Origin of the sequence: Citrobacter sp. S39 (assembly GCF_009495675.1) — a bacterium.
GTDB classification, from domain to species: Bacteria; Pseudomonadota; Gammaproteobacteria; order Enterobacterales; family Enterobacteriaceae; genus Citrobacter; species Citrobacter freundii.
Map to the genome: position 1 here is coordinate 4,141,510 of NZ_CP045555.1, position 22,803 is coordinate 4,164,312.

The 22,803-nt window shown below is 53.0% G+C and carries 19 protein-coding genes; 8 read left to right on the forward strand and 11 right to left on the reverse strand.

All coding sequences use genetic code 11. The features are described from left to right. Positions 1-1,098 (reverse strand): PQQ-dependent sugar dehydrogenase, encoded by a 1,098-nt coding sequence (locus GFB57_RS19855; RefSeq protein ID WP_003035311.1) that lies wholly within the window; start codon positions 1,096-1,098, stop codon positions 1-3. 102 nt (positions 1,099-1,200) lie between these two features. Continuing rightward, entirely contained in the window at positions 1,201-1,584 is a 384-nt protein-coding gene (gene bssR / locus GFB57_RS19860; protein WP_003035308.1) for a biofilm formation regulator BssR, read from the reverse strand. Positions 1,585-1,813: 229 nt separating this feature from the next. Here bssR and rimO point away from each other — a divergent pair, with 229 nt between their 5' ends. Further along, a complete protein-coding gene (gene rimO, locus GFB57_RS19865) occupies positions 1,814-3,139 on the forward strand; it encodes a 30S ribosomal protein S12 methylthiotransferase RimO (RefSeq protein ID WP_003035305.1) in 1,326 nt (441 codons plus the stop codon). A 57-nt stretch (positions 3,140-3,196) separates the two neighbouring features. Here rimO and gsiD read toward each other — a convergent pair whose 3' ends face one another. From gsiD to GFB57_RS19895, 6 genes are all read right to left on the reverse strand, one after another. Next, a complete protein-coding gene (gene gsiD / locus GFB57_RS19870; protein ID WP_003035302.1) occupies positions 3,197-4,108 on the reverse strand; it encodes a glutathione ABC transporter permease GsiD in 912 nt (303 codons plus the stop codon). A gap of 2 nt (positions 4,109-4,110) precedes the next feature. Beyond that, positions 4,111-5,031 (reverse strand): glutathione ABC transporter permease GsiC, encoded by a 921-nt coding sequence (gsiC, locus tag GFB57_RS19875; protein WP_003035300.1) that lies wholly within the window; start codon positions 5,029-5,031, stop codon positions 4,111-4,113. 46 nt (positions 5,032-5,077) lie between these two features. Beyond that, on the reverse strand, positions 5,078-6,616 hold the full coding sequence (gsiB, locus tag GFB57_RS19880; RefSeq protein ID WP_003035297.1) for a glutathione ABC transporter substrate-binding protein GsiB: 1,539 nt from the start codon (positions 6,614-6,616) through the stop codon (positions 5,078-5,080). A gap of 28 nt (positions 6,617-6,644) precedes the next feature. Then, positions 6,645-8,516 carry a glutathione ABC transporter ATP-binding protein GsiA gene (gene gsiA / locus GFB57_RS19885; RefSeq protein WP_003035294.1) on the reverse strand — a complete coding sequence of 624 codons (1,872 nt, stop codon included), beginning with the start codon at positions 8,514-8,516 and terminating at the stop codon, positions 6,645-6,647. Then, the gene (gene iaaA / locus GFB57_RS19890; RefSeq protein ID WP_003035291.1) at positions 8,503-9,468 is read right to left on the reverse strand and encodes a beta-aspartyl-peptidase; all 966 of its coding nucleotides are present in this window, start codon (positions 9,466-9,468) and stop codon (positions 8,503-8,505) included. The genes gsiA and iaaA overlap by 14 nt, the downstream gene beginning before the upstream one ends. Before the next feature lie 191 nt (positions 9,469-9,659). After that, positions 9,660-10,022 (reverse strand): aminoglycoside adenylyltransferase domain-containing protein, encoded by a 363-nt coding sequence (locus GFB57_RS19895; RefSeq protein ID WP_003035288.1) that lies wholly within the window; start codon positions 10,020-10,022, stop codon positions 9,660-9,662. Between the two features lie 175 nt (positions 10,023-10,197). On the opposite strand from GFB57_RS19895, the gene moeA reads away from it, so the two are divergent. Further along, complete coding sequence (gene moeA, locus GFB57_RS19900; RefSeq protein ID WP_003035286.1) at positions 10,198-11,433, forward strand: molybdopterin molybdotransferase MoeA; 1,236 nt, start codon at positions 10,198-10,200, stop codon at positions 11,431-11,433. Next, positions 11,433-12,182, forward strand: coding sequence for a molybdopterin-synthase adenylyltransferase MoeB (gene moeB, locus GFB57_RS19905; RefSeq protein WP_003035283.1), 750 nt, complete (start codon positions 11,433-11,435; stop codon positions 12,180-12,182). Before moeA ends, moeB begins: the two co-directional genes overlap by 1 nt. 48 nt (positions 12,183-12,230) lie before the next feature. On the opposite strand, the gene GFB57_RS19910 is transcribed toward moeB, so the two are convergent. After that, on the reverse strand, positions 12,231-13,160 hold the full coding sequence (locus tag GFB57_RS19910; protein ID WP_003035281.1) for an Rpn family recombination-promoting nuclease/putative transposase: 930 nt from the start codon (positions 13,158-13,160) through the stop codon (positions 12,231-12,233). A 179-nt stretch (positions 13,161-13,339) separates the two neighbouring features. After that, positions 13,340-14,002, reverse strand: coding sequence for a fructose-6-phosphate aldolase (gene fsa / locus GFB57_RS19915; RefSeq protein WP_003035280.1), 663 nt, complete (start codon positions 14,000-14,002; stop codon positions 13,340-13,342). 132 nt (positions 14,003-14,134) lie between these two features. Here fsa and GFB57_RS19920 point away from each other — a divergent pair, with 132 nt between their 5' ends. The 4 genes from GFB57_RS19920 (at position 14,135) to GFB57_RS19935 (ending at position 19,871) form a co-directional block, all read left to right on the forward strand. Then, positions 14,135-15,034, forward strand: coding sequence for a glycyl-radical enzyme activating protein (locus GFB57_RS19920; protein ID WP_003035278.1), 900 nt, complete (start codon positions 14,135-14,137; stop codon positions 15,032-15,034). 5 nt (positions 15,035-15,039) lie between these two features. Next, positions 15,040-17,472, forward strand: coding sequence for a glycyl radical protein (locus tag GFB57_RS19925; protein ID WP_003035277.1), 2,433 nt, complete (start codon positions 15,040-15,042; stop codon positions 17,470-17,472). Between the two features lie 167 nt (positions 17,473-17,639). Then, positions 17,640-18,455, forward strand: a complete 816-nt coding sequence (locus GFB57_RS19930) for a Cof-type HAD-IIB family hydrolase (protein ID WP_003035275.1) — start codon at positions 17,640-17,642, stop codon at positions 18,453-18,455. A gap of 153 nt (positions 18,456-18,608) precedes the next feature. Beyond that, positions 18,609-19,871, forward strand: coding sequence for a DUF1479 domain-containing protein (locus GFB57_RS19935; protein WP_003035273.1), 1,263 nt, complete (start codon positions 18,609-18,611; stop codon positions 19,869-19,871). Between the two features lie 143 nt (positions 19,872-20,014). On the opposite strand, the gene GFB57_RS19940 is transcribed toward GFB57_RS19935, so the two are convergent. Further along, positions 20,015-21,610 carry an ABC-F family ATPase gene (locus GFB57_RS19940; RefSeq protein ID WP_003035269.1) on the reverse strand — a complete coding sequence of 532 codons (1,596 nt, stop codon included), beginning with the start codon at positions 21,608-21,610 and terminating at the stop codon, positions 20,015-20,017. Positions 21,611-21,842: 232 nt separating this feature from the next. On the opposite strand from GFB57_RS19940, the gene ldtB reads away from it, so the two are divergent. After that, positions 21,843-22,763, forward strand: coding sequence for a L,D-transpeptidase (ldtB, locus tag GFB57_RS19945; RefSeq protein ID WP_003035268.1), 921 nt, complete (start codon positions 21,843-21,845; stop codon positions 22,761-22,763). The last annotated feature ends 40 nt before the right edge of the window (positions 22,764-22,803 follow it).

Consider the following 22,803-nt stretch of genomic DNA (forward strand, 5'->3'; position numbering starts at 1 on the left):
TCAGGGACTCACTTTTAGTAATTCCCCGTCGGACTCGTCGGTTAACACGTACATATAACCGTCTGGTCCGACGCGCACATCACGGATCCGTTGCCCCCTTTCCTGCAACAGACGACCATCCTCAGTGACCGTATTCCCTTTAACGCTCAGTACGATCACTTCTTTATCTTTCAACGCGCCGATGAACAACTTCTGCCGCCACTGTGGAAAGGTATCGCTATTATAAAAAGCCATTCCGCTGACCGCTGGCGACTTTTCCCAGTAAAAGATGGGTTGTTCCGTGCCAGCAACAATTTGACCTTTTGCTTCGGGAATTTTCAAACCACTGTAGTTAACACCCCAGGTCGCGATAGGCCAACCGTAGTTTTTCCCTTTCTCGGGGATATTAATTTCATCGCCTCCGCGTGGGCCATGCTCATTGAGCCACAACACATCACTCCACGGATTCATCGCCATACCCTGCGGGTTGCGGATGCCATACGACCAAATCTCTGCTCGCGCTCCCGCCATGTTCACAAACGGATTATCCGGTGGAATTTTGCCCTCATCGGTCAGCCGTACGACCTTGCCCTGCAGCTTATCCAGATCCTGGGCGGTAGCGCGTTGATTATTCTCCCCCAGGCCAATAAACAGATAGCCGTTGCCATCAAACACCAGACGTCCACCAAAATGGTTTCCGGTAGAGAGCTTTGGCTGTTGGCGAAAAACGGTCTGAAATCCTTGCAGGTGTTTGAGATCGTCACTCAATCGCCCGTAGCCTACCGCGGTGCTCGCTTTGCCTTCGCGGCCGGCTTCAGCGAAGCTTAGCCACACCCGGCGGGATCGTTCAAAGTCCGGAGCTAACACCACATCAAGCAATCCGCCCTGACCATTCGCCCAGACTTTTGGTACGCCGGTCAGCGGGTCGGAAAGCCCTTTATCAGGCTGCCAGAGTCGAAGCTGTCCACCTTTGAGCGTAATGAGCATACCGCGGTTATCGGGTAAAAAAGCCAGTGACCATGGATGATCGAGTTTGGTTTGCAGCACTTCCACTTTTACCGCGACGGCATAAGAGGAAAATAGCGCAAGTGGGATAGCACAGAGAAAGAGTCGACGCATAACACCTCCTTAATGGCTCTGCATAAAGCGTAGCCAGCAAGGGGAATCACCCCGTCATATTTACATAATCTTAACGAAAAGGGGGAGTGCCCTCCCCCTGATTCAGACGTGTTCCAGCGTTGGGTAAGATTGCAAACTCTGGATACTCAGCGTCAGCGTTGTCAGGCAGTTTTCCAGTTTCTCTGCGTTAACGGCGATAAACGTTGGACAATCATGGTGTCCACTCATAAGACAAACAGCGGCGGCGGCTAACGCCCCTTCAGCACGATGAAGGGCATTCCACTCTTCCTGATCAAGATGCATACCGTGAAGCTGTGATTGTTCGTGCAATTCGCGATTCAGTGCAAAAAAATTATCACGCAGACGATCGCTCTCGCTGACTGACATGTAGCCTTTCGCTTTTCTCAACTGCAGATAAGCGGCAAGTTCGATACGGGCGTTTATCAATTTGTTGAGAAGATCGGTTCTCAGTCTGTCAACAACCATACTTTGTTCCTCCTCTTTCCAACTATGGTGCAACTTAATAGTATGGTTATTTTTTGAACAAAGTCGTGTCCAGGATCAATCCATCACCTAAAATTAACATAATTTACAAATAATCTTTAATTCCGCGCCCAGCAGGCCGCTGATGGTATGAGATTGCGATACAATTTTTGTTCAGAACTCTGTAGAATCCCTGCCCTGAATATTCCAATAACTGAACACTTTTTACGCTATGAGCAATGTAACCCACCAGCCGAAAATCGGCTTTGTCTCCCTCGGCTGCCCGAAAAACCTCGTCGATTCTGAGCGCATCCTGACCGAACTTCGTACCGAAGGCTATGATGTCGTGCCAAGCTACGACGACGCGGATATGGTTATCGTTAATACCTGCGGCTTTATCGACAGTGCGGTTCAGGAATCCCTGGAAGCAATCGGCGAAGCGCTGAACGAAAACGGCAAGGTGATCGTCACCGGTTGTCTGGGCGCGAAAGTCGATCAGATCCGTGAAGTCCACCCGAAGGTGCTGGAAATCACCGGGCCGCATAGCTACGAGCAGGTTCTGGAGCACGTTCACCATTACGTACCCAAACCAAAGCATAATCCGTTCCTGAGCCTGGTTCCTGAGCAGGGTGTCAAGCTGACTCCGCGCCATTACGCCTATCTGAAGATTTCTGAAGGCTGTAATCACCGCTGTACGTTCTGCATTATTCCATCCATGCGCGGCGATCTGGTGAGCCGTCCGATTGGCGACGTCCTCAGCGAAGCCAAACGTCTGGTCGATGCGGGCGTGAAAGAGATTCTGGTAATCTCTCAGGATACCTCCGCTTACGGTGTCGATGTGAAGCATCGTACCGGTTTCCATAACGGCGAGCCGGTCAAAACCAGCATGGTTGATCTGTGCGAACAGTTATCAAAACTGGGGATCTGGACGCGCCTGCATTACGTCTACCCCTACCCGCACGTTGATGACGTGATCCCGCTGATGGCAGAAGGGAAAATCCTGCCGTATCTGGACATCCCGTTACAGCATGCCAGCCCGCGTATTCTTAAACTGATGAAACGCCCAGGCTCCGTAGACAGACAGCTGGCGCGCATCAAACAGTGGCGTGAAATCTGCCCTGAACTGACGCTGCGCTCCACCTTCATTGTTGGTTTCCCGGGAGAAACGGAAGAAGACTTCCAAATGTTGCTCGACTTCCTGAAGGAAGCACGTCTGGATCGCGTGGGCTGCTTTAAATACAGCCCGGTAGAAGGCGCTGGCGCTAATGACCTGCCGGATCAAATCCCGGAAGAGGTGAAAGAAGAACGCTGGAATCGCTTTATGCAATTGCAACAGCAGATCTCTGCTGAACGTTTGCAAGAGAAAGTGGGCCGCGAGATTCTGGTTATCGTTGATGAAGTTGACGAAGAAGGCGCAATTGGTCGTAGCATGGCTGATGCTCCGGAAATCGACGGCGCGGTATACCTGAATGGTGAAACCAAGGTGAAACCTGGTGATATCATCCGCGTGAAGGTCGAAAACGCAGATGAATACGATCTGTGGGGTTCACGCGTTTAATTAAGCGTAACTCAACCGTAGGCCGGATAAGGCATTACGTCTTATCCGGCCTGTGATTTATCCTTTTATCTTCGGGTCCAGCGCGTCGCGCAGACCATCTCCCAGTAAGTTAAACGCCAGCACCGTCAGAAATATCGCTACCGCCGGAAAAATCGCCACGTGCGGCGCGATCACCATGTCAGCACGCGCTTCATTAAGCATTGCCCCCCACTCCGGCGTCGGCGGCTGTGCGCCTAATCCCAGAAATGACAGGCTCGCGGCAGAGATGATCGACGTGCCAATTCGCATGGTAAAAAAGACCACGATCGATGAAACCGTACCCGGCAGGATATGGTTAAAAATGATGGTCGTATCGCTGGCACCAATACTGCGCGCAGACTCAATAAACGTCTGTTGCTTCAGCACCAGTGTATTTCCGCGCACCAGGCGCGCGAAAGCAGGAATGGAGAAAATGGCCACGGCGATAATCACGTTCGCAATGCCGCTGCCCAGCACGGCGACCACGGCTATCGCCAGCAAAATGCCGGGAAAGGCGAACAGCACATCGCAGATACGCATAATCAGTCGATCCCACCAACCTTCGTAGTATCCCGCCAGCAGCCCCAGCACTGTGCCAATCGCCGCGCCAATAAATACGGCAAAGACTCCTGCCGCCAGCGAGATTTGGGCGCCAACCAGCACGCGGCTAAAGATATCTCGTCCCAGAGAATCGACACCAAACCAGTGCAGCATCGACGGCCCATCATTCAAACGGTCATAATCGAAGTAATTTTCGGCATCAAATGGCGTCAACCAGCGAGCAAAAATCGCCACCATGATCAGGAGCAATACAAACAGCCCAGCGAACATCGCCATGTGCTGTCGACGAAAACGACGCCAGAACTCATGCCACGGTGTGCGTATCTGCTCTGGCTTAACAAGGGGCATTGCATTCAAAATCGCCTGTCGGCGCCAGTTAAAAAATCGCATCCTTACTTGTACCTGATAGCCGGATTAATGGCGGCGTAAAGCACATCCACCACTAAGTTGATAAGAATAAACTCCAGAGAAAACAACAGTACCTCGGCCTGAATCACCGGGTAGTCGCGCATTTCGACGGAGTCCACCAGCAGTCGCCCAAGCCCAGGCCAGTTGAACACCTTCTCAACCACGATTGATCCACCAAGCAAAAAGCCAAATTGTAGCCCCATCATGGTGACCACCGGGATCATCGCGTTACGCAGACCATGTTTTAACACCACCCAGGTCTCACTCACCCCTTTAGCCCGCGCGGTACGCATATAGTCTTCGCTGAGCACATCGACGAACGAGGCTCGGGTAAACCGGGCCAGCACCGCAGCCACCGCCGCGCCCAGAGTAATAGACGGGAGGATATAGTGCAGCCAGGTGTCAGCGCCAACGGTTGGCAACCAGCCAAGTTCAACGGAGAATATCTGCATGAGCAGCATGCCAAGCGCAAACGCCGGGAACGAGATCCCGGTGACCGCCAGCGTCATACTCAACCTGTCCGGCCAGCGATTGCGCCATACGGCTGCAATGATCCCCGCCGTCATACCAAATAACACAGCCCATGCCATACTCGCAATTGTCAGCCATAACGACGGCATAAAACGGCTGGCTATCTCTTCGGAAACCGGGCGACGAGAAACCATCGACGTGCCAAAATCGCCTTGCAACACGTTGGTCATGTAATGCCAGAACTGAATATGCAGCGGTTGGTTCAGACCCAACTGCTTGCGTACCAGTTCAATCACCTCGGCGTCAGCTTCCGGTCCGGCAATCAGCCGGGCCGGATCGCCGGGTAGCAGGTGAACAAATAAAAACACCAGCACCGCAACAATCAATAGCGTTGGGATCAACCCCAGCAGGCGCTTGAAAACATAGTTAAGCATCACGCTCCCTTCGCCGGCCCCTGGTTAGCGGGGCCGAATGAATAGCTTATTTTAAATCCGCATCATCAAAGCTAAATCCGGTGTCCGGCATAATCCAGAACCCGGTCAATCTGGTGCTGTGCGCCGAAATCAGTTTTTCCACTACCAGTGGGATCCACGGCGACTCTTTCCAGATAATATCCTGCGCATCCTTGTACAGCTTCGCTTTCTGCGCTGGATCGTTAGTTTGCAAGGCCGCCGCTAAATCACTGTCCACCTGCTTATTGCTATAGAACGCCGTATTAAACAGCGTTGGCGGCCAGTTTTGTGATGCAAACAGCGGTGACAGCGCCCAGTCCGCTTCCCCCGTAGAGGCAGACCAGCCGGTGTAGAACATCCGCACCCCGCTCTCTTTCTGCGCTTTACCCTCGACTTCCGCCGCGCGCTGGCCGGCATCCATCGCTGTTACCTGAGCCTTAACTCCCACCTGCGCCAGCTGCTGCTGGGTAAATTGCAGCACTTTCTGCGCGGTACTGTGATTATGTGAAGACCATAGCGTGGTGGTAAAACCGTTCGGATAACCTGCTTCTTTCAGCAGTTCGCGCGCTTTCGCCGGGTCGTATGGCCATGGCGTATAGCTTTGCGCATAGGCTATCGACGGAGGAAGAACGCCCGTTGCTGGCGTGGCATAACCTGCAAACGCCACTTTCACCAGCGCCTGACGGTTGATGGCATAATTCAACGCCTCGCGCACCTTCGGATTATCGAACGGTTTTTGTGTGACGTTCATGCTGATGTAACGCTGCATAATAGACGGACTGGCCACCAGTTCCAGGTTTTTATTCTTCGCCAGTAACGCAGCCTGCTCGTAAGGGATCGGGAAGGCAAACTGCGCTTCCCCGGTCTGCAGCATGGCCGCACGCGTGTTGTTGTCAGTCACCGGACGCCAGGTAATCGTATCCAGCTTTGGCAGCCCTTGCTGCCAGTAACCCGCGAACTTCTTAACCTTCACAAAATCTGTCTGATTCCAGGTATCAAGCTGGTACGGCCCGGTCCCCACAGGGTGGAAACCGATCTCCTTACCGTATTTCTCCAGCGCGGCGGGAGAAATCATTGCCGTTGCCGGATGCGCCAGAATATTGATAAAGGCAGAGAACGGCTGTTTCAGCGTAATCTTCACCGTTGACGGATCTACAACCTCGGTTTTATCGATATTCTTATACAGGTTGTAGCGTTTCAGACGGTTTTCCGGATTGCTGGCGCGGTCGAGGTTGGCTTTAACCGCATCGGCGTTGAAGTCGGTGCCATCCTGAAATTTCACACCCTGACGCAGCTTAAGAGTGTAAGTCAGGCCGTCATCAGAAACCGTATAGCTCTCTGCCAGCACATTTTTCAGCTTCATCTCTTTATCAAGGCCAAACAGTCCCTGATAAAACGACTTCGCTACCGCCTGCGACAACGTGTCATTCGCGTCATAGGGGTCAAGCGTGGTGAAATTGGATCCTACCGCCACCACCACGTCTTTGGCGGCCCAGCCAGGCGATGCGGCCAGCGCAGAGGCCACTCCCACAGCAACCAGCCATTTCCGAGCAACAATTTTTGTCATGTTATTCTCCTTAAACCCTGCCTGCCTGTTATAAACGCGAAAGCGCATTTTCTGGTTGCCCACGCGCAACATAATGCCCCGGGCCAACTAACTGTAACGACACGGGGGAAATCTCTTCGCCGCGCTTGCGGATATTGCTGGGGATATCATCCGACAACAGCACACGCTGTGGTCGGTGATGCGATGGATCGGCAACCGGTACTGCCGCCATCAGTTTGCGCGTATACGGATGTTGCGGATTTTCAAACACCGCGCGTCGGGGGCCAATCTCAACGATTTGCCCGAGATACATTACCGCCACACGGTGACTGATCCGTTCCACCACCGCCATATCGTGAGAAATAAACAGATATGCGATACCCAATTCTCGCTGCAGGTCTAGCATCAGGTTGATGATTTGCCCGCGAATTGAAACATCCAGCGCCGAGACAGATTCATCGGCAATAATCACTTTGGGATTGAGTGCCAATGCCCGTGCAATACAGATACGCTGACGCTGACCGCCGGAAAACTCGTGCGGATAGCGCCAGGCATGCTCAGGCAACAATCCTACGCGTTCCAGCAGCCATGCAACCCGTTTTGACCCCGCATCACCCTGCAATAACCCATGCACCCGTAGCGGCTCCAGAATGGAATATCCCACCGTCTGACGTGGATCGAGCGAGGCATACGGATCCTGGAAGATAAACTGAATATCCCTACGCAGCGGCTGCAACTTGCTGGCAGCAAGGGTATCAATACGCTGTCCGTTGAAAATGATTTCCCCACGCTGAGACTCAACCAGGCGCAACAGCGCCCGCCCGGTGGTGGATTTCCCGCAGCCCGACTCCCCCACCAGCGAGAGCGTTTCTCCCGGCCACAGGTCAAAGCTGACGTTTTCCACTGCATGCACCTCGCGAGTTACGCGATTTAGAATGCCGCTACGCAGAGGAAAACGCGTCACCAGGTTACGTACCTGCAAAATTGGCTCGCCTTCAACCACGGTATTCTGTTCGGTCTGCGGCTCTACATGACTGGGATCGTGTAATGAAATAAGCGGAAAACGGCGCGGAAGTTCATGCCCGTTCATTGCCCCAAGCTGCGGCACGGCTGCCAGCAGCGCTTTAGTATAAGGATGCTGGGGAGCGTGAAAAATCTGCTCAACGCTGCCGGTTTCTACCGCTTCGCCCTGATACATCACCAGCACGCGGTCGGCAATATCCGCCACAACACCCATATCGTGGGTAATAAAGATCACTCCCATCGACATATCCTGCTGCAACACTTTTATCAGTTGCAGGATCTGCGCCTGAATGGTGACATCCAGCGCGGTTGTCGGCTCATCAGCAATTAAAACCGCAGGGCGACACGACAGTGCCATGGCGATCATCACCCGCTGGCGCATACCGCCGGAAAGCTGGTGTGGATAACGCGATAAAATCGCCTTCGCCTCGGGGATACGCACCTGGTCGAGCATTCGCTTCGCTTCTACCATCGCTTCTTCATGACTGGCACCCTGGTGCAAGCGGATAGACTCGGCAATTTGCTCGCCCACGGTAAACACCGGATTAAGCGATGTCATAGGCTCCTGGAAGATCATCGCGATATCCGCACCGCGCACGTGACGCATTTGTGATGCGCTCTGTTCACCCAGCTCAATAACCTGTCGATTACGGCGTCGGAGGAGCATTTCATCGCAGCTCACCTCGCCGCCGGACTGTTCAATCAGACGCATCAGCGACAAGGCGGTCACCGACTTACCAGAACCAGACTCACCGACTATCGCCAGCGTTTCGCCACGCTTCAGGCGAAATGACAGATTGCGCACTGCGCTGACACGCTGCTGCTCCTGTTCAAAGGCAATATTCAGATTGCTGACTGCCAGCACAGCGCTGGCATCAAGCTCATCACTGTGTGGCAACGCTATCTCCTTTTTCCCGATAAATACCGGTGGTTGGCGTATCACCTGCGTATCCCCAGGCGCGGTACATGCCTTCGCTGTTAAACGGCAAAGCGACATTGCCCTCATGATCGATAGCAATTAAACCGCCGCTGCCGCCAAGCGCCGGTAATTTTTCCATCACTACGCGTTCACACGCTTCGGATAAACTCAGACCGCCGTAGTCCATCAACGCCGCAATGTCATAGGCCGCCAAAGCACGAATAAAGACTTCTCCGGTTCCGGTGCAGGAGACTGCCACACTTGCATTATTGGCATAACAGCCTGCGCCAACCAACGGACTGTCACCCACCCGCCCCGGTAATTTATTGGTCATCCCACCGGTGGATGTTGCTGCCGCCAGATTGCCAAACATATCTAACGCGACCGCACCCACGGTACCCATTTTGTTGTTTTCATCCAGCGGGCTCGCGCTATGGTCCAGCACCGTTTCACCCGCTGTTCGCGCCGCCAGAAGTTGAGCGTAGCGTTCTGGCGTCGAGAAAATATCCGCTGATACGCGCTCCATACCCTGCGCAATGGCAAAGTTTTCAGCCCCTTCACCTATCATCATGACGTGTGGACTGTGTTCCATTACCAGGCGTGCCGCGAGAATCGGGTTTCGCAGATGGCTGACCCCGGCGACGGCTCCCGCCTTAAGCGTGTTACCATCCATCACGCAGGCATCAAGTTCATGGGTTTCATCACGGGTATACACCGCGCCAATTCCGGCATTAAACAATGGACACTCTTCCAGCAGGCGCACGGCCTCGGTAACGACATCCAGTGCGCTACGACCGTCTTCAAGCATCCGTTGGCCGGTTTCAACGATATCCGACAGCGCCTGTATATAACGCAACTCTTGCTCCTGGCTCAGCTGCGAACGGGTGATAGCCCCTGCGCCGCCGTGAATTGCAATGACTGCTTTACCCATTTTATTCGTCCATTAGGTGGCAGGTACCGGGGTTATAAATATCAGAATTTCTGTGACTTATTGATTCGATTTTTGAATATAGAAAGATGCAGACGTCATGTAAAGGTTAAGGCCCGTACCTCACACCCCATCCCATCAGGTTATTTAGATGAGTTAATCAGAAAGGGGAGCTTCCAACATCGTTGAATATATTATTCAAGCCGTACGGCAATCTGTTTTTTTGCATAAAACACAAAGCGTTCAACAGACGGCATAGACGCAGCCCAGTTCTTTTTAGTTAACCCCAGGTATTCCGCACGCGCGGCTTGCAGCGTGTCAGCATACTCAACGGGTAATTGCGGTATAAGCCAGGAGGCGCCTTCATCTCTTTGCCGGGTATTAAGTGGCTGCCTATTGGTAACCAGTAAATCGATATCGCTTTGGGGTTTTAAGCCACCTTCAACAGCAGAGCCATACAAATGAACAGCAACCAGATCGCTCTCGATAATCCGCGCAATCAGTGCACTGGCGGCATTCACCTGTCGTCGAATTGAATCCGGGATAGTCGCAGACATTTAGCCTCCTGGAGAAAAAGCAGAAATTATGAGTCTATACTGCATCTTTCCTGTAGCGCTAATCTCTGGCAGAAAACCTGTATCAGATCTGATCCTAAGCCTGAGGTAGCATACTGTCCGCGTCCATTTTCTGACATAATGAGCGGATTCGATTTTGCCCCGCAGGAGTCTTCTCATGGAATTTACCGCCGGACTGATGCCGCTTGAAACGGCTCTTTCTCAGATGCTTTCGCGTATCACCCCACTCACCGCCGTCGAAACGCTGCCGCTGGTTCAATGCTTTGGCCGCATTCTGGCCACCGACGTCGTCTCCCCGATTGATGTGCCGGGATTCGATAACTCGGCAATGGATGGCTATGCGGTGCGATTAGCCGATTTACAATCAGACCAGCCTCTTGCGGTGGCTGGCAAAGCCTTTGCTGGACAGCCATTCCACGGCGAGTGGCCTGCGGGAACCTGCATCCGTATTATGACCGGAGCCCCGGTGCCTGCCGGTTGTGAAGCCGTGGTAATGCAGGAGCAAACGGAACAAACTGACGACGGTGTGCGTTTTACCGCCGACGTCCGCAGCGGACAAAATATTCGTTTGCGCGGTGAAGATATTGCAAACGGCGCGGTGGTATTCCCCACAGGAACTCGTCTGACAACCGCCGAGCTTCCCGTGCTTGCTTCGCTCGGTATTGCCGAGGTCCCCGTTGTGCGTAAAGTCCGCGTGGCGTTGTTCTCCACCGGTGATGAACTGCAATTGCCGGGTCAGCCGCTGGGTGACGGGCAGATTTATGACACAAACCGTCTGACCGTTCACCTGATGCTGCAGCAGTTGGGCTGCGAGGTGATCAACTTAGGAATTATTCGCGACGATCCCAACGCGCTGCGGGCCGCATTTACCGAAGCCGACAGCCAGGCCGACGTCGTCATCAGCTCTGGTGGCGTTTCTGTAGGCGAAGCGGATTACACCAAAACCATTCTGGAAGAGCTGGGAGAAATTGCCTTCTGGAAGCTGGCCATCAAACCCGGTAAACCGTTCGCCTTTGGCAAACTGAGCAACAGCTGGTTTTGCGGCCTGCCGGGTAACCCGGTGTCTGCTGCCCTCACCTTTTATCAACTGGTACAACCGCTGCTGGCGAAACTCAGCGGCAACACCGCCTGTGGGTTGCCTCCGCGCCAGCGCGTACGCACCGCTTCACGCCTGAAGAAAACGCCAGGGCGTCTGGATTTTCAGCGTGGTGTATTGCAGCGTACCGCGGAAGGCGAACTGGAAGTCACTACCACCGGGCACCAGGGCTCGCATATTTTTAGCTCCTTTAGCCAGGGCAACTGCTTTATTGTGCTGGAGCGCGATCGCGGTAACGTTGAGGCCGGAGAATGGGTTGAAGTTGAGCCATTTAACGCACTGTTTGGAGGCCTGTAATGGCAGAACTCAGCGACCAGGAGATGATGCGCTATAACCGGCAAATCATTCTGCGCGGCTTCGATTTCGAAGGTCAGGAAGCGCTCAAAGATGCGCGGGTACTGGTCGTTGGTCTGGGGGGACTGGGATGTGCTGCAACCCAGTACCTTGCTGGTGCTGGCGTCGGGCATTTAACCCTGCTCGACTTTGACACGGTATCCGTGTCAAACCTCCAACGCCAGACGCTGCACAGCGATGCAACCGTAGGGCAACCAAAAGTGATATCCGCCCGTGACGCGCTAACGCGGATTAACCCTTATATCGTCATTACGCCGGTGAATGCGCTGCTGGACGATAGCGAGATTCACGCGCTTATTGCCGAACATGATTTGGTGCTGGACTGTACGGATAACGTCAGCATCCGCAATCAGCTGAATGCCGGATGCTATGCCGCCAGAGTTCCGCTGGTTTCCGGTGCAGCAATTCGCATGGAAGGGCAAATTACCGTCTTTACGTATCAGGAAGGCGAGCCCTGCTACCGTTGCCTGAGCCGTCTATTCGGTGAAAACGCCCTGACCTGCGTAGAAGCCGGAGTGATGGCCCCGCTGATCGGCGTGATCGGCTCGTTACAGGCAATGGAAGCCATTAAGCTGCTGGCAAACTACGGTAAACCGGCATCCGGAAAAATCGTCATGTACGATGCCATGACCTGCCAGTTTCGCGAAATGAAGCTGATGCGTAATCCGGGGTGCGAGGTCTGCGGGCAATAAACGAAAGCCCCGGCGGCGTTTGTTATCCGGGGCTGAATTAATATACGTTCAATACGTCAGTGATTTAACGTCATCTTCAGAAAGCCCAGTAATCCTCACGATGACCGCCCGTGGGAGACCATCGTCCAGCATTGAGTGAGCAATGCGTAACGCTTCCTCACGGCGGCCTTCAACCAAGCCTTTTTGCATGCCTTCCCGCATCCCCTTTCGCTGTCCTGCCCTACGTATTTTTTCCACAATATTCATTGTACTCTCCTTGTGTTCGGGTACCCGCTGCGCCAGCTTGCGCATAAATCGTCCAAAGCGCGGTTTGTGACCGTGCTGGATTAGCAGGTAATTAAACAGCGCTTTTAGCTGGCTGTCATTAGCGCTTCCGGTAACCAACAGCGCGGCCAGCTTGTCCACCAACCCCATCAAATCGCGCTGACGAATATGCTTTTGAATCAGTTCCAGAAGAGCAATGCGTCGGTGCTGCATAATTTCTTCATCTGGAACAACGGTAATATCTACCAGCGGAAAAGCTGACAGGTAGAGCTGACGTGCAAGTGTTGGATTATCAAACTCATCCAGCCAGCATAGAGAGAAGGGATAAGGTGTATCGATTCCGTGATAAAACAGCATCGGCACAACTAAAGGTAACGTATTATGCCCGGCGTCGAGGTGACTTTGCATTGCCGCTATCGCATAACGCATCAGGCGAAATGCCATATGAACATCCGGGCGGCTTTGATGTTCGATTACGACATAAATATAGCCGTGCCCTTCACTGGTTTTCATCGACCAAAGTACATCGGAATAATATGCACGTAAGTTATCCTCGATAAAACTGGTCGGTTGCAGCTTTAATGTCGAAAAATCGCACAGCGCTCGTAGCGTGGAGGGAAGATGGATTTCAATGAAATCGCGCGCCGTTTCCGGGTATTTTAAAAACGTTTTAAATAGCGCATCGTGCGGCGTGGATGTGGGTAATTTTTTCATGGCGGTCCGTCACCTGATTAACATGATGACACGACTGTACCTGCCATGATGACGGGTCGCATGCCGACTTTGTCGGTTTTACGAGAGGGATTCGCAGATAAAAGCGTACAACTGCAACACATTCATTTTGACGGAAACATGTACGCAATAATGCCGGGACTACATCCCGGCACTCTCGTTTAAATAGACGTGCGACCGAATGCGCTCTGCCAGTCGTGCTCAAACTTCACGACGGCAGCATCAACTGCCGGGGAGCTAATCATCTGCTGAGCAACGTCCAGCGGTAGCGTGATGGACTCGCAGCCTGCCAGCAGGCAATCCAGCGCCTGACGCGGCGTTTTAAAACTGGCTGCCAGTACTTTGGCGTGCGGGGCATGCATTTTCAGTAACGTCTGCAGGTCGGTCACCGTCTGAATGCCATCCCCTCCTTGCGCATCCACGCGGTTAACGTATGGCGCAACATATTCCGCACCTGCCAGTGCAGCCAATAACCCTTGAGCTGCACCGTATACCGCAGTACCCAACGTCGGGATCCCTTCTTCTTTCAGCAATTTTATAGCCGCCAGACCTTCTGCTGTTACCGGCACTTTGACCACGATATCAGCAATGATTGCCCGCAGCTTACGCGCATCGCTAACCATCCCTTCGGCGGTGGTCGCCATCACCTGAGCAAACAGACGGCCTTGTCCTCCCATCGCTTCCTGCAGTTGCGGCAGTAGTACTTCCAGCGTCTGATTCCCCGCCGCCACAATACTCGGGTTAGTGGTCACCCCTGCCAGCGGGAAAATGCGCGCCAGAGCTTTTACCGCATCAACGTCAGACGTATCTAAATAGAGTTCCATAACCTTTCCTCAAACGAATAATTAGCATGAATAAAAGGTAGCACGGCGAAACCTCACGGTTAGTTGACGCACGTCAATATAACTTTCATTCGAAAGTAATTTAATCTTTATACGAAATAAAAGAGGTCGCTTATGATTTTCAATATCCAGCGCTATTCCACGCATGATGGTCCCGGGATCCGTACTGTGGTGTTCCTTAAGGGATGCTCCCTGGGCTGTCGGTGGTGCCAGAATCCGGAAAGTCGCGCCCGTACGCAGGATCTGCTCTATGACGCACGCCTGTGCCTTGATGGTTGCGATCTTTGTGCTCAGGCAGCACCCGCAGTAATTGAGCGGGCACTAAGCGGGTTGCTGATTCATCGCGAAAAACTGACCGATGACGATCTGACGGCGCTGACCCACTGCTGTCCAACGCAGGCACTAACCGTCTGTGGAGAGGTAAAAAGCGTGGACGAAATCATGGCGACCGTATTGCGTGATAAACCGTTTTACGATCGCAGCGGAGGGGGCCTAACCCTGTCCGGTGGCGAACCGTTTATGCAGCCAGAGCTGGCGGCTTCTTTGCTCAAAGCCAGCCACGACGCCGGCATTCATACCGCAGTGGAAACCTGCCTGCATGTCCCGTGGAAGTATATTGAACCATCATTATCTGACGTCGATCTGTTTCTGGCCGATCTAAAACACGTGGCGGATGCGCCGTTTAAACAGTGGACCGATGGCAGCGCCTCTCGTGTGCTGGAAAATCTAAAAAAACTGGCCGCAGCTGGTAAAAAAATGATTATCCGCGTACCGCTGATTCAGGGGTTCAACGCTGACGAAGCCGCCATCCAGGCTATTACCGATTTTGCTGCCGACGAGCTTCACGTCGGGGAGATTCATTTTTTGCCCTACCACACCCTAGGTATCAACAAGTACCACTTACTCAGTCAACCCTACAACGCACCGGATAAACCGCTTGATGCGCCTGCACTGCTCGAATTTGCCCAGCAGTATGCCAGCCTTAAAGGTTTAACCGCGACCCTACGAGGATAATCGCCATGACCACTCTGAAACTGGACACACTCAGCGATCGTATCAAAGCGCATAAAACAGCCCTGATCCATATCGTGAAACCGCCGGTTTGTACCGAGCGCGCCCAGCACTATACCGAGATGTATCAGCAACATCTGGATAAGCCGATCCCGGTACGCCGCGCGCTGGCGCTGGCCCATCATCTGGCGGAACGCACCATCTGGATCAAGCATGACGAACTGATTATCGGTAACCAGGCAAGCGAAGTGCGCGCCGCGCCGATCTTCCCGGAATACACCGTCTCCTGGATTGAAAAAGAGATCGACGACCTCGCCGACAGACCGGGCGCAGGCTTTGCGGTAAGCGAAGAGAATAAACGCGTATTACACGAGGTGTGTCCGTGGTGGCGTGGTCAGACCGTGCAGGATCGCTGCTACGGGATGTTCACTGACGAGCAGAAAGGGTTGCTGGAAACCGGCATTATCAAAGCCGAAGGTAATATGACCTCCGGCGACGCACACCTGGCGGTGAACTTCCCGCTACTACTGGAAAAAGGTCTCGACGGCCTGCGCCACAAAGTCGATGAACGTCGCTCCCGCATCAATCTGACGTGTCTGGACGATCTCCACGGCGATCAGTTCCTAAAAGCGATTGATATCGTGCTGGAAGCCGTCACTTTACACATTGAGCGCTTTGCCGCGCTGGCGCGTAAAATGGCATCCACAGAAACGCGCACCAGCCGTCGTGATGAACTGCTGACCATGGCGGAAAACTGTGATGTGATTGCCCATGAGCCACCAAAAACATTCTGGCAGGCGTTGCAGTTGTGCTATTTCATCCAGTTGATTCTGCAAATTGAATCTAACGGTCACTCAGTATCGTTTGGCCGTATGGATCAGTACCTCTACCCGTTCTACCGTCGTGACGTAGAACTGAATCAGAGCCTCGATCGTGAGCACGCCATTGAGCTGTTGCACAGCTGCTGGCTGAAACTGCTGGAAGTGAACAAAATCCGTTCTGGCTCCCATTCGAAAGCCTCAGCGGGCAGCCCGCTGTATCAGAACGTAACCATAGGTGGCCAGAACCTGGTTAGCGGTCAGGCGATGGATGCCGTCAACCCGCTCTCCTACGCCATTCTGGAGTCCTGTGGCCGCTTGCGTTCTACTCAGCCGAACCTCAGTGTGCGTTATCACGCGGGGATGAGTAATGACTTCCTTGATGCCTGCGTGCAGGTGATCCGCTGCGGCTTCGGGATGCCAGCCTTTAACAACGATGAAATCGTCATTCCGGAATTCATTAAGCTGGGCATTGAACCGCAAGACGCCTATGACTATGCAGCTATTGGTTGCATCGAAACCGCCGTTGGCGGCAAATGGGGCTACCGCTGCACCGGCATGAGCTTTATTAACTTTGCCCGCGTGATGCTGGCGGCGCTGGAAGGCGGACGCGATGCCACCAGCGGCAAAGTCTTCCTGCCGCAGGAAAAAGCGCTCTCAGCTGGCAACTTCAACAATTTCGATGAAGTGATGGATGCCTGGGATACACAGATTCGCTACTACACGCGTAAATCCATTGAAATCGAGTATGTCGTTGACACCATGCTGGAAGAGAACGTACACGATATTCTGTGCTCCGCGCTGGTAGACGACTGTATCGAACGCGCGAAAAGCATTAAGCAAGGCGGCGCGAAGTATGACTGGGTATCAGGTTTGCAGGTGGGTATCGCCAACCTCGGCAACAGCCTGGCAGCAGTGAAGAAACTGGTCTTTGAACAGGGCGCTATCGGTCAACAACAACTGGCCGCCGCGCTGGCCGATGATTTTGACGGTCTGACCCATGAGCAGTTACGCCAACGACTAATCAACGGCGCACCGAAATATGGCAACGATGACGATAGCGTTGATACGCTGCTGGCCCGCGCTTATCAGACTTATATCGATGAACTGAAACAGTATCATAATCCGCGTTACGGGCGTGGCCCGGTTGGCGGCAATTACTACGCCGGGACCTCGTCTATTTCTGCAAACGTGCCGTTTGGCGCAGCAACGATGGCAACACCGGATGGCCGTAAAGCACACACTCCACTGGCAGAAGGCGCAAGCCCGGCTTCCGGTACGGACCATCTCGGCCCAACTGCGGTAATTGGCTCGGTGGGTAAACTGCCGACCGGTTCGATTCTCGGTGGCGTGCTATTAAATCAGAAGCTGAACCCGGCCACGCTGGAAAATGAGTCTGACAAACAAAAGCTGATGATTCTGCTGCGTACCTTCTTTGAAGAGCACAAAGGTTGGCATATTCAGTACAACATCGTTTCTCGTGAAACGCTGCTGGAAGCCAAAAAACACCCGGATCAGTACCGTGACCTGGTGGTGCGTGTAGCAGGTTATTCCGCCTTCTTCACCGCTCTCTCACCGGATGCTCAGGACGATATCATCGCGCGCACTGAACATATGCTGTAACCCTCCCGCCCGGTGGCGCTGCGCTTACCGGGCTTACATACTCCCCCTTTAGCCGGGTAAGGCGAAGTTGCCACCTGGCGTTTTACTTTCATTCGAAATTAAATTTGTGCTTTAGCTCACATTGTTATTAAAATGTTTCTGGTCGCAGTTATGAGCCAGGAGCATATATGACCATCAAAGTTATCGTCACAGACATGGACGGAACTTTTCTCGACGACGCCAAGCAATACGATCGTGCACGCTTTATGGCGCAGTATCAGGAACTGAAGAAACGAGATATTGAATTTGTCGTGGCAAGCGGCAACCAGTATTACCAGTTGATCTCCTTTTTCCCGCAGCTCAAAGATGAGATCTCTTTTGTCGCCGAGAACGGGGCGCTGGTGTTTGAACATGGCAAACAGCTGTTTCACGGCGAGCTTACGCGTCACGAATCACGCATTGTCATTGGCGAACTGCTCAAAGATAAGCAACTCAACTTTGTGGCCTGTGGACTGCAAAGCGCCTACGTGAGCGAAAATGCCCCAGAGTCCTTTGTCGCGTTGATGGCAAAACACTACCACCGCCTGAAACCCGTAAAGGATTATCAGGATATCGACGATGTGCTGTTCAAGTTCTCGCTGAATTTACCGGACCAACAGATCCCGCTGGTTATCGATCACCTTCATTCTGCTCTCGACGGCATTATGAAGCCCGTCACCAGCGGCTTTGGGTTTATCGACCTGATCATTCCAGGATTACATAAAGCTAACGGAATCAGCCGTCTGCTAAAACGCTGGAACCTGTCACCGCAAAACGTGGTCGCCATTGGCGACAGTGGCAATGACGCGGAAATGCTGAAGATGGCGCACTACTCTTTCGCCATGGACAATGCGGCAGAGAGCATCAAAGCGATTGCCCGCTATCAGACCGATGACAATAACCATCAAGGCGCGCTGAACGTAATTCAGGCAGTGCTGGATAACACTTCACCTTTTAACGCCTGATCCTGCCAACCGGGGTATCCCTCATCCCGGTTTTCACTCTTTTTCTATTTTGCTCACACCAGCAGGTTTTTAAACTTGCATTAACTAACTTTTAACTTATATTGTCACTTGTAATTAAATTTAGTTTCGAATGAAAGTTAATGCGAGGTGGTTATGGCTTTTACTTTTACCAGCGACACGTTGCCCGCCGATCACAAAGCGGCAATCCGTCAGATGAAACAGCAACTGCGGGCACAGCTTGGGGATGTTCAGTTGATCTTCAATCAGCTGAGCGATGCCATTGCCACCCGCGTGGCGGAAATCAACGCTCTCAAAGCGCAAGGCTCCCCGGTATGGCCTGTGTTGTCCTATGCGGATATCAAAGCGGGTCGCGTGAGTGCAGAGCAGCGTGAAGAAATTAAGCGTCGCGGATGCGCAGTCATTAAAGGGCATTTCCCCCGCGAACAGGCGCTGGCATGGGATCAGTCGATGCTTGATTACCTGGATCGCAACCATTTTGATGACGTCTACAAAGGGCCAGGCGATAACTTCTTCGGCACCCTGAGCGCATCGCGACCTGAAATCTACCCCATTTACTGGTCCCAGGCGCAGATGCAGGCCCGCCAAAGTGAAGAAATGGCCAATGCCCAGTCGTTCCTCAATCGTCTTTGGACATTTTCAAGCGAAGGTAAACAATGGTTTAACCCAGATGTCAGCGTTATCTACCCTGACCGTATACGCCGCCGTCCGCCGGGAACCACCTCCAAAGGGCTGGGCGCGCATACGGATTCCGGCGCGCTGGAACGCTGGCTGCTGCCTGCGTATCAGCAGGTATTTGCTCATGTTTTCAATGGCAAGCTGGCAGATTACGATCCGTGGCAGGCTGCGCATCGCACCGAAGTAGAAGAGTACACGGTGGATAACACCACCAAATGTTCAGTGTTCCGTACCTTCCAGGGCTGGACTGCGTTGTCCGATATGCTGCCAGGACAGGGATTGTTGCACGTGGTTCCGATTCCTGAAGCGATGGCGTATGTGCTGTTACGCCCATTGCTTGACGATGTGCCGGAAGATGAGCTTTGCGGCGTAGCGCCCGGCAGAGTCCTGCCGATTTCTGCGCAATGGCATCCGTTGCTGATTGAAGCGTTAACCAGCATTCCACAACTGGACGCCGGAGACTCCGTGTGGTGGCATTGCGATGTGATTCACTCCGTCGCACCTGTCGAAAATCAGCAGGGCTGGGGTAACGTAATGTATATCCCTGCCGCCCCGATGTGCGAAAAAAATCTGGCCTACGCCCACAAAGTGAAAGCTGCGCTGGAAAAAGGCGCATCGCCGGGTGATTTCCCGCGAGAGGATTATGAAACTAACTGGGAAGGACGCTTCACGCTGGAGGATTTGAATATCCACGGTAAACGCGCGCTGGGGATTATTTAATATGTAGCTTACACAATTTTCCCTAAGTATTTCGCGTTACAGGAAGGCGGTCAGCCTGTAAATCCCCGGGAGCTTACATAAGTAAGTGACCGGGGTGAACAGGTGCAGCCAACACACCTGTAACACGAAAGACGACGGGTAAATTAACCGTCAATACCTTTACTACGTAGGTAATCTTCGTAGTTGCCGGTGAAGTCGATCACGCGTTCCGGCGTAATCTCAATCACGCGGGTCGCCAGGGAACTGACGAACTCACGGTCGTGAGAAACAAAGATCAACGTGCCCTGATACATTTCCAGCGCCATGTTCAGCGACTCGATAGATTCCATATCCAGGTGGTTGGTCGGTTCATCCATGACCAGGATATTCGGTTTCTGCATCATCAGCTTACCGAAAAGCATGCGTCCTTTTTCACCACCGGAGAGCACTTTTGCAGGTTTCTTGATATCGTCCTGGCTGAACAGCAGACGGCCAAGGAAGCTGCGCACAACCTGCTCATCATCGCCCTCTTGTTTCCACTGGCTCATCCATTCGAAGACGGTTAGATCGTTTTCAAACTCGTATTCATGATCCTGCGCGTAGTAACCCACCTGGGCGTTTTCAGACCACTTAACGGTACCGTTGTCCGGCTGCAAATCGCCAACCAACGTTTTCAGCATGGTGGATTTACCCACGCCGTTGGCACCAATGATGGCAACCTTCTCCCCTACTTCCAGCAGCAGGTTGAAGTTTTTAAACAGCGGACCTTCATCAAAACCTTTCGCCAGCGCTTCCACTTCCAGCGCGTTACGGAACAGTTTCTTATCCTGTTCGAAGCGGATGAACGGGTTCTGACGGCTGGACGCTTTCACTTCGTCGAGCTTGATTTTATCAATCTGACGCGCACGAGAGGTCGCCTGTCGAGATTTAGACGCGTTGGCGCTAAAGCGGCTGACGAAGGATTGCAGATCGGCAATCTGTGCTTTCTTCTTGGCGTTATCGGCCAGCAGACGTTCACGCGCCTGGGTTGCCGCCGTCATGTATTCGTCGTAGTTACCCGGATAAACACGCAGTTCGCCATAGTCCAGATCCGCCATGTGCGTACAGACCATGTTCAGGAAGTGACGGTCGTGCGAAATGATGATCATGGTGCTGTCACGCTCGTTCAGCGTCTGCTCCAGCCAGCGAATGGTGTCGATATCCAGGTTGTTCGTTGGTTCGTCGAGCAGCAGAATGTCCGGGTTAGAGAACAGCGCCTGCGCCAGAAGCACACGCAGCTTCCAGCCGGGCGCGACTTCGCTCATCGGACCGTAATGCTGTTCTACCGGAATACCTACGCCCAGCAGCAGTTCACCCGCACGCGCTTCCGCAGAGTAGCCGTCCATTTCGCCATACTGAACTTCGAGATCAGCAACTTTATAGCCGTCTTCTTCGCTCATCTCAGCCAGGGCGTAAATGCGATCGCGCTCCTGCTTCACTTCCCACAGTTCAGCGTGACCCATGATCACGGTGTCAAGCACGGTGAATTCTTCAAAGGCGAATTGATCCTGACGCAGCTTACCGATGCGTTCATTCGGATCGAGGGAAACGTTGCCCAGCGTCGGTTCGAGGTCGCCGCCGAGAATTTTCATAAAAGTGGATTTACCGCTACCGTTCGCGCCAATCAGGCCGTAACGGTTGCCGCCGCCAAATTTGACGGAAATATTTTCAAACAGCGGCTTACTGCCGAACTGCATGGTGACGTTGCTGGAAACTAACACTGGCGTATCCTGAAAGAGAAATAAATATGTGACAAACCGCTTATTATGCCATAAGTCTGCAAGAAGATCGCGTCTTCATGCGGAAGGGATAAAGTGAAACCAAAAGGAAAAAAATGTGATTTAGTACACATCCGAATTCCTTGTTGCTCAGATTGCACATATAATGCGTGCCCAACACTACATAAATCTCAACCCACTAGCCTGCCTGGCACTGAATCTCGCATACATGAATATGAATATGAAATTAACAACGCTTTTCGCGGCGGCACTCGCAATAGTTGGTTTTTGTAATACCGCTTCAGCCGTCACGTACCCGCTGCCGACCGATGGTAGCCGTTTGATTGGCCAAAACCAGGTCATTACTATTCCTGAAGGCAACACCCAACCGCTGGAGTATTTTGCGGCAGAGTATCAGATGGGTCTGTCTAACATGCTGGAAGCCAACCCGGGCGTGGATACCTTCCTGCCGAAAGGCGGCACCGTGCTGAACATTCCTCAGCAGTTGATCCTGCCGGATACCGTGCATGAAGGTATTGTTATCAACAGCGCTGAAATGCGTCTGTACTACTACCCGAAAGGCACCAACACCGTCATTGTTCTGCCGATCGGTATCGGCCAGTTGGGCAAAGACACGCCAATCAACTGGACCACCAAAGTAGAACGTAAAAAAGCAGGCCCAACCTGGACGCCAACGGCGAAAATGCATGCGGAATACCGCGCTGCAGGCGAGCCGCTGCCAGCCGTTGTTCCGGCAGGTCCGGATAACCCGATGGGTCTGTACGCGCTGTATATCGGTCGCCTGTATGCTATCCACGGTACCAATGCTAACTTCGGCGTCGGCTTACGTGTCAGCCACGGCTGCGTACGTCTGCGTAACGACGACATCAAATTCTTGTTTGAAAATGTGCCGGTCGGCACCCGTGTACAGTTCATTGATGAGCCGGTAAAAGCCACGACCGAACCAGACGGCAGCCGTTACATCGAGGTACATAACCCGCTGTCTACGACTGAAGCGCAGTTTGAAGGCGGGGAAATCGTACCAATTACGCTGAATAAGAGCATTACCAGCATCACCGGTCAGTCTGACGTCGATCAGGCCGTCGTCGAGCAGGCGGTACAGAACCGTTCTGGTATGCCGGTTCGCCTGAACTAAGCACATACCTGAAACGAAAAAGGCGGATGAATCATCCGCC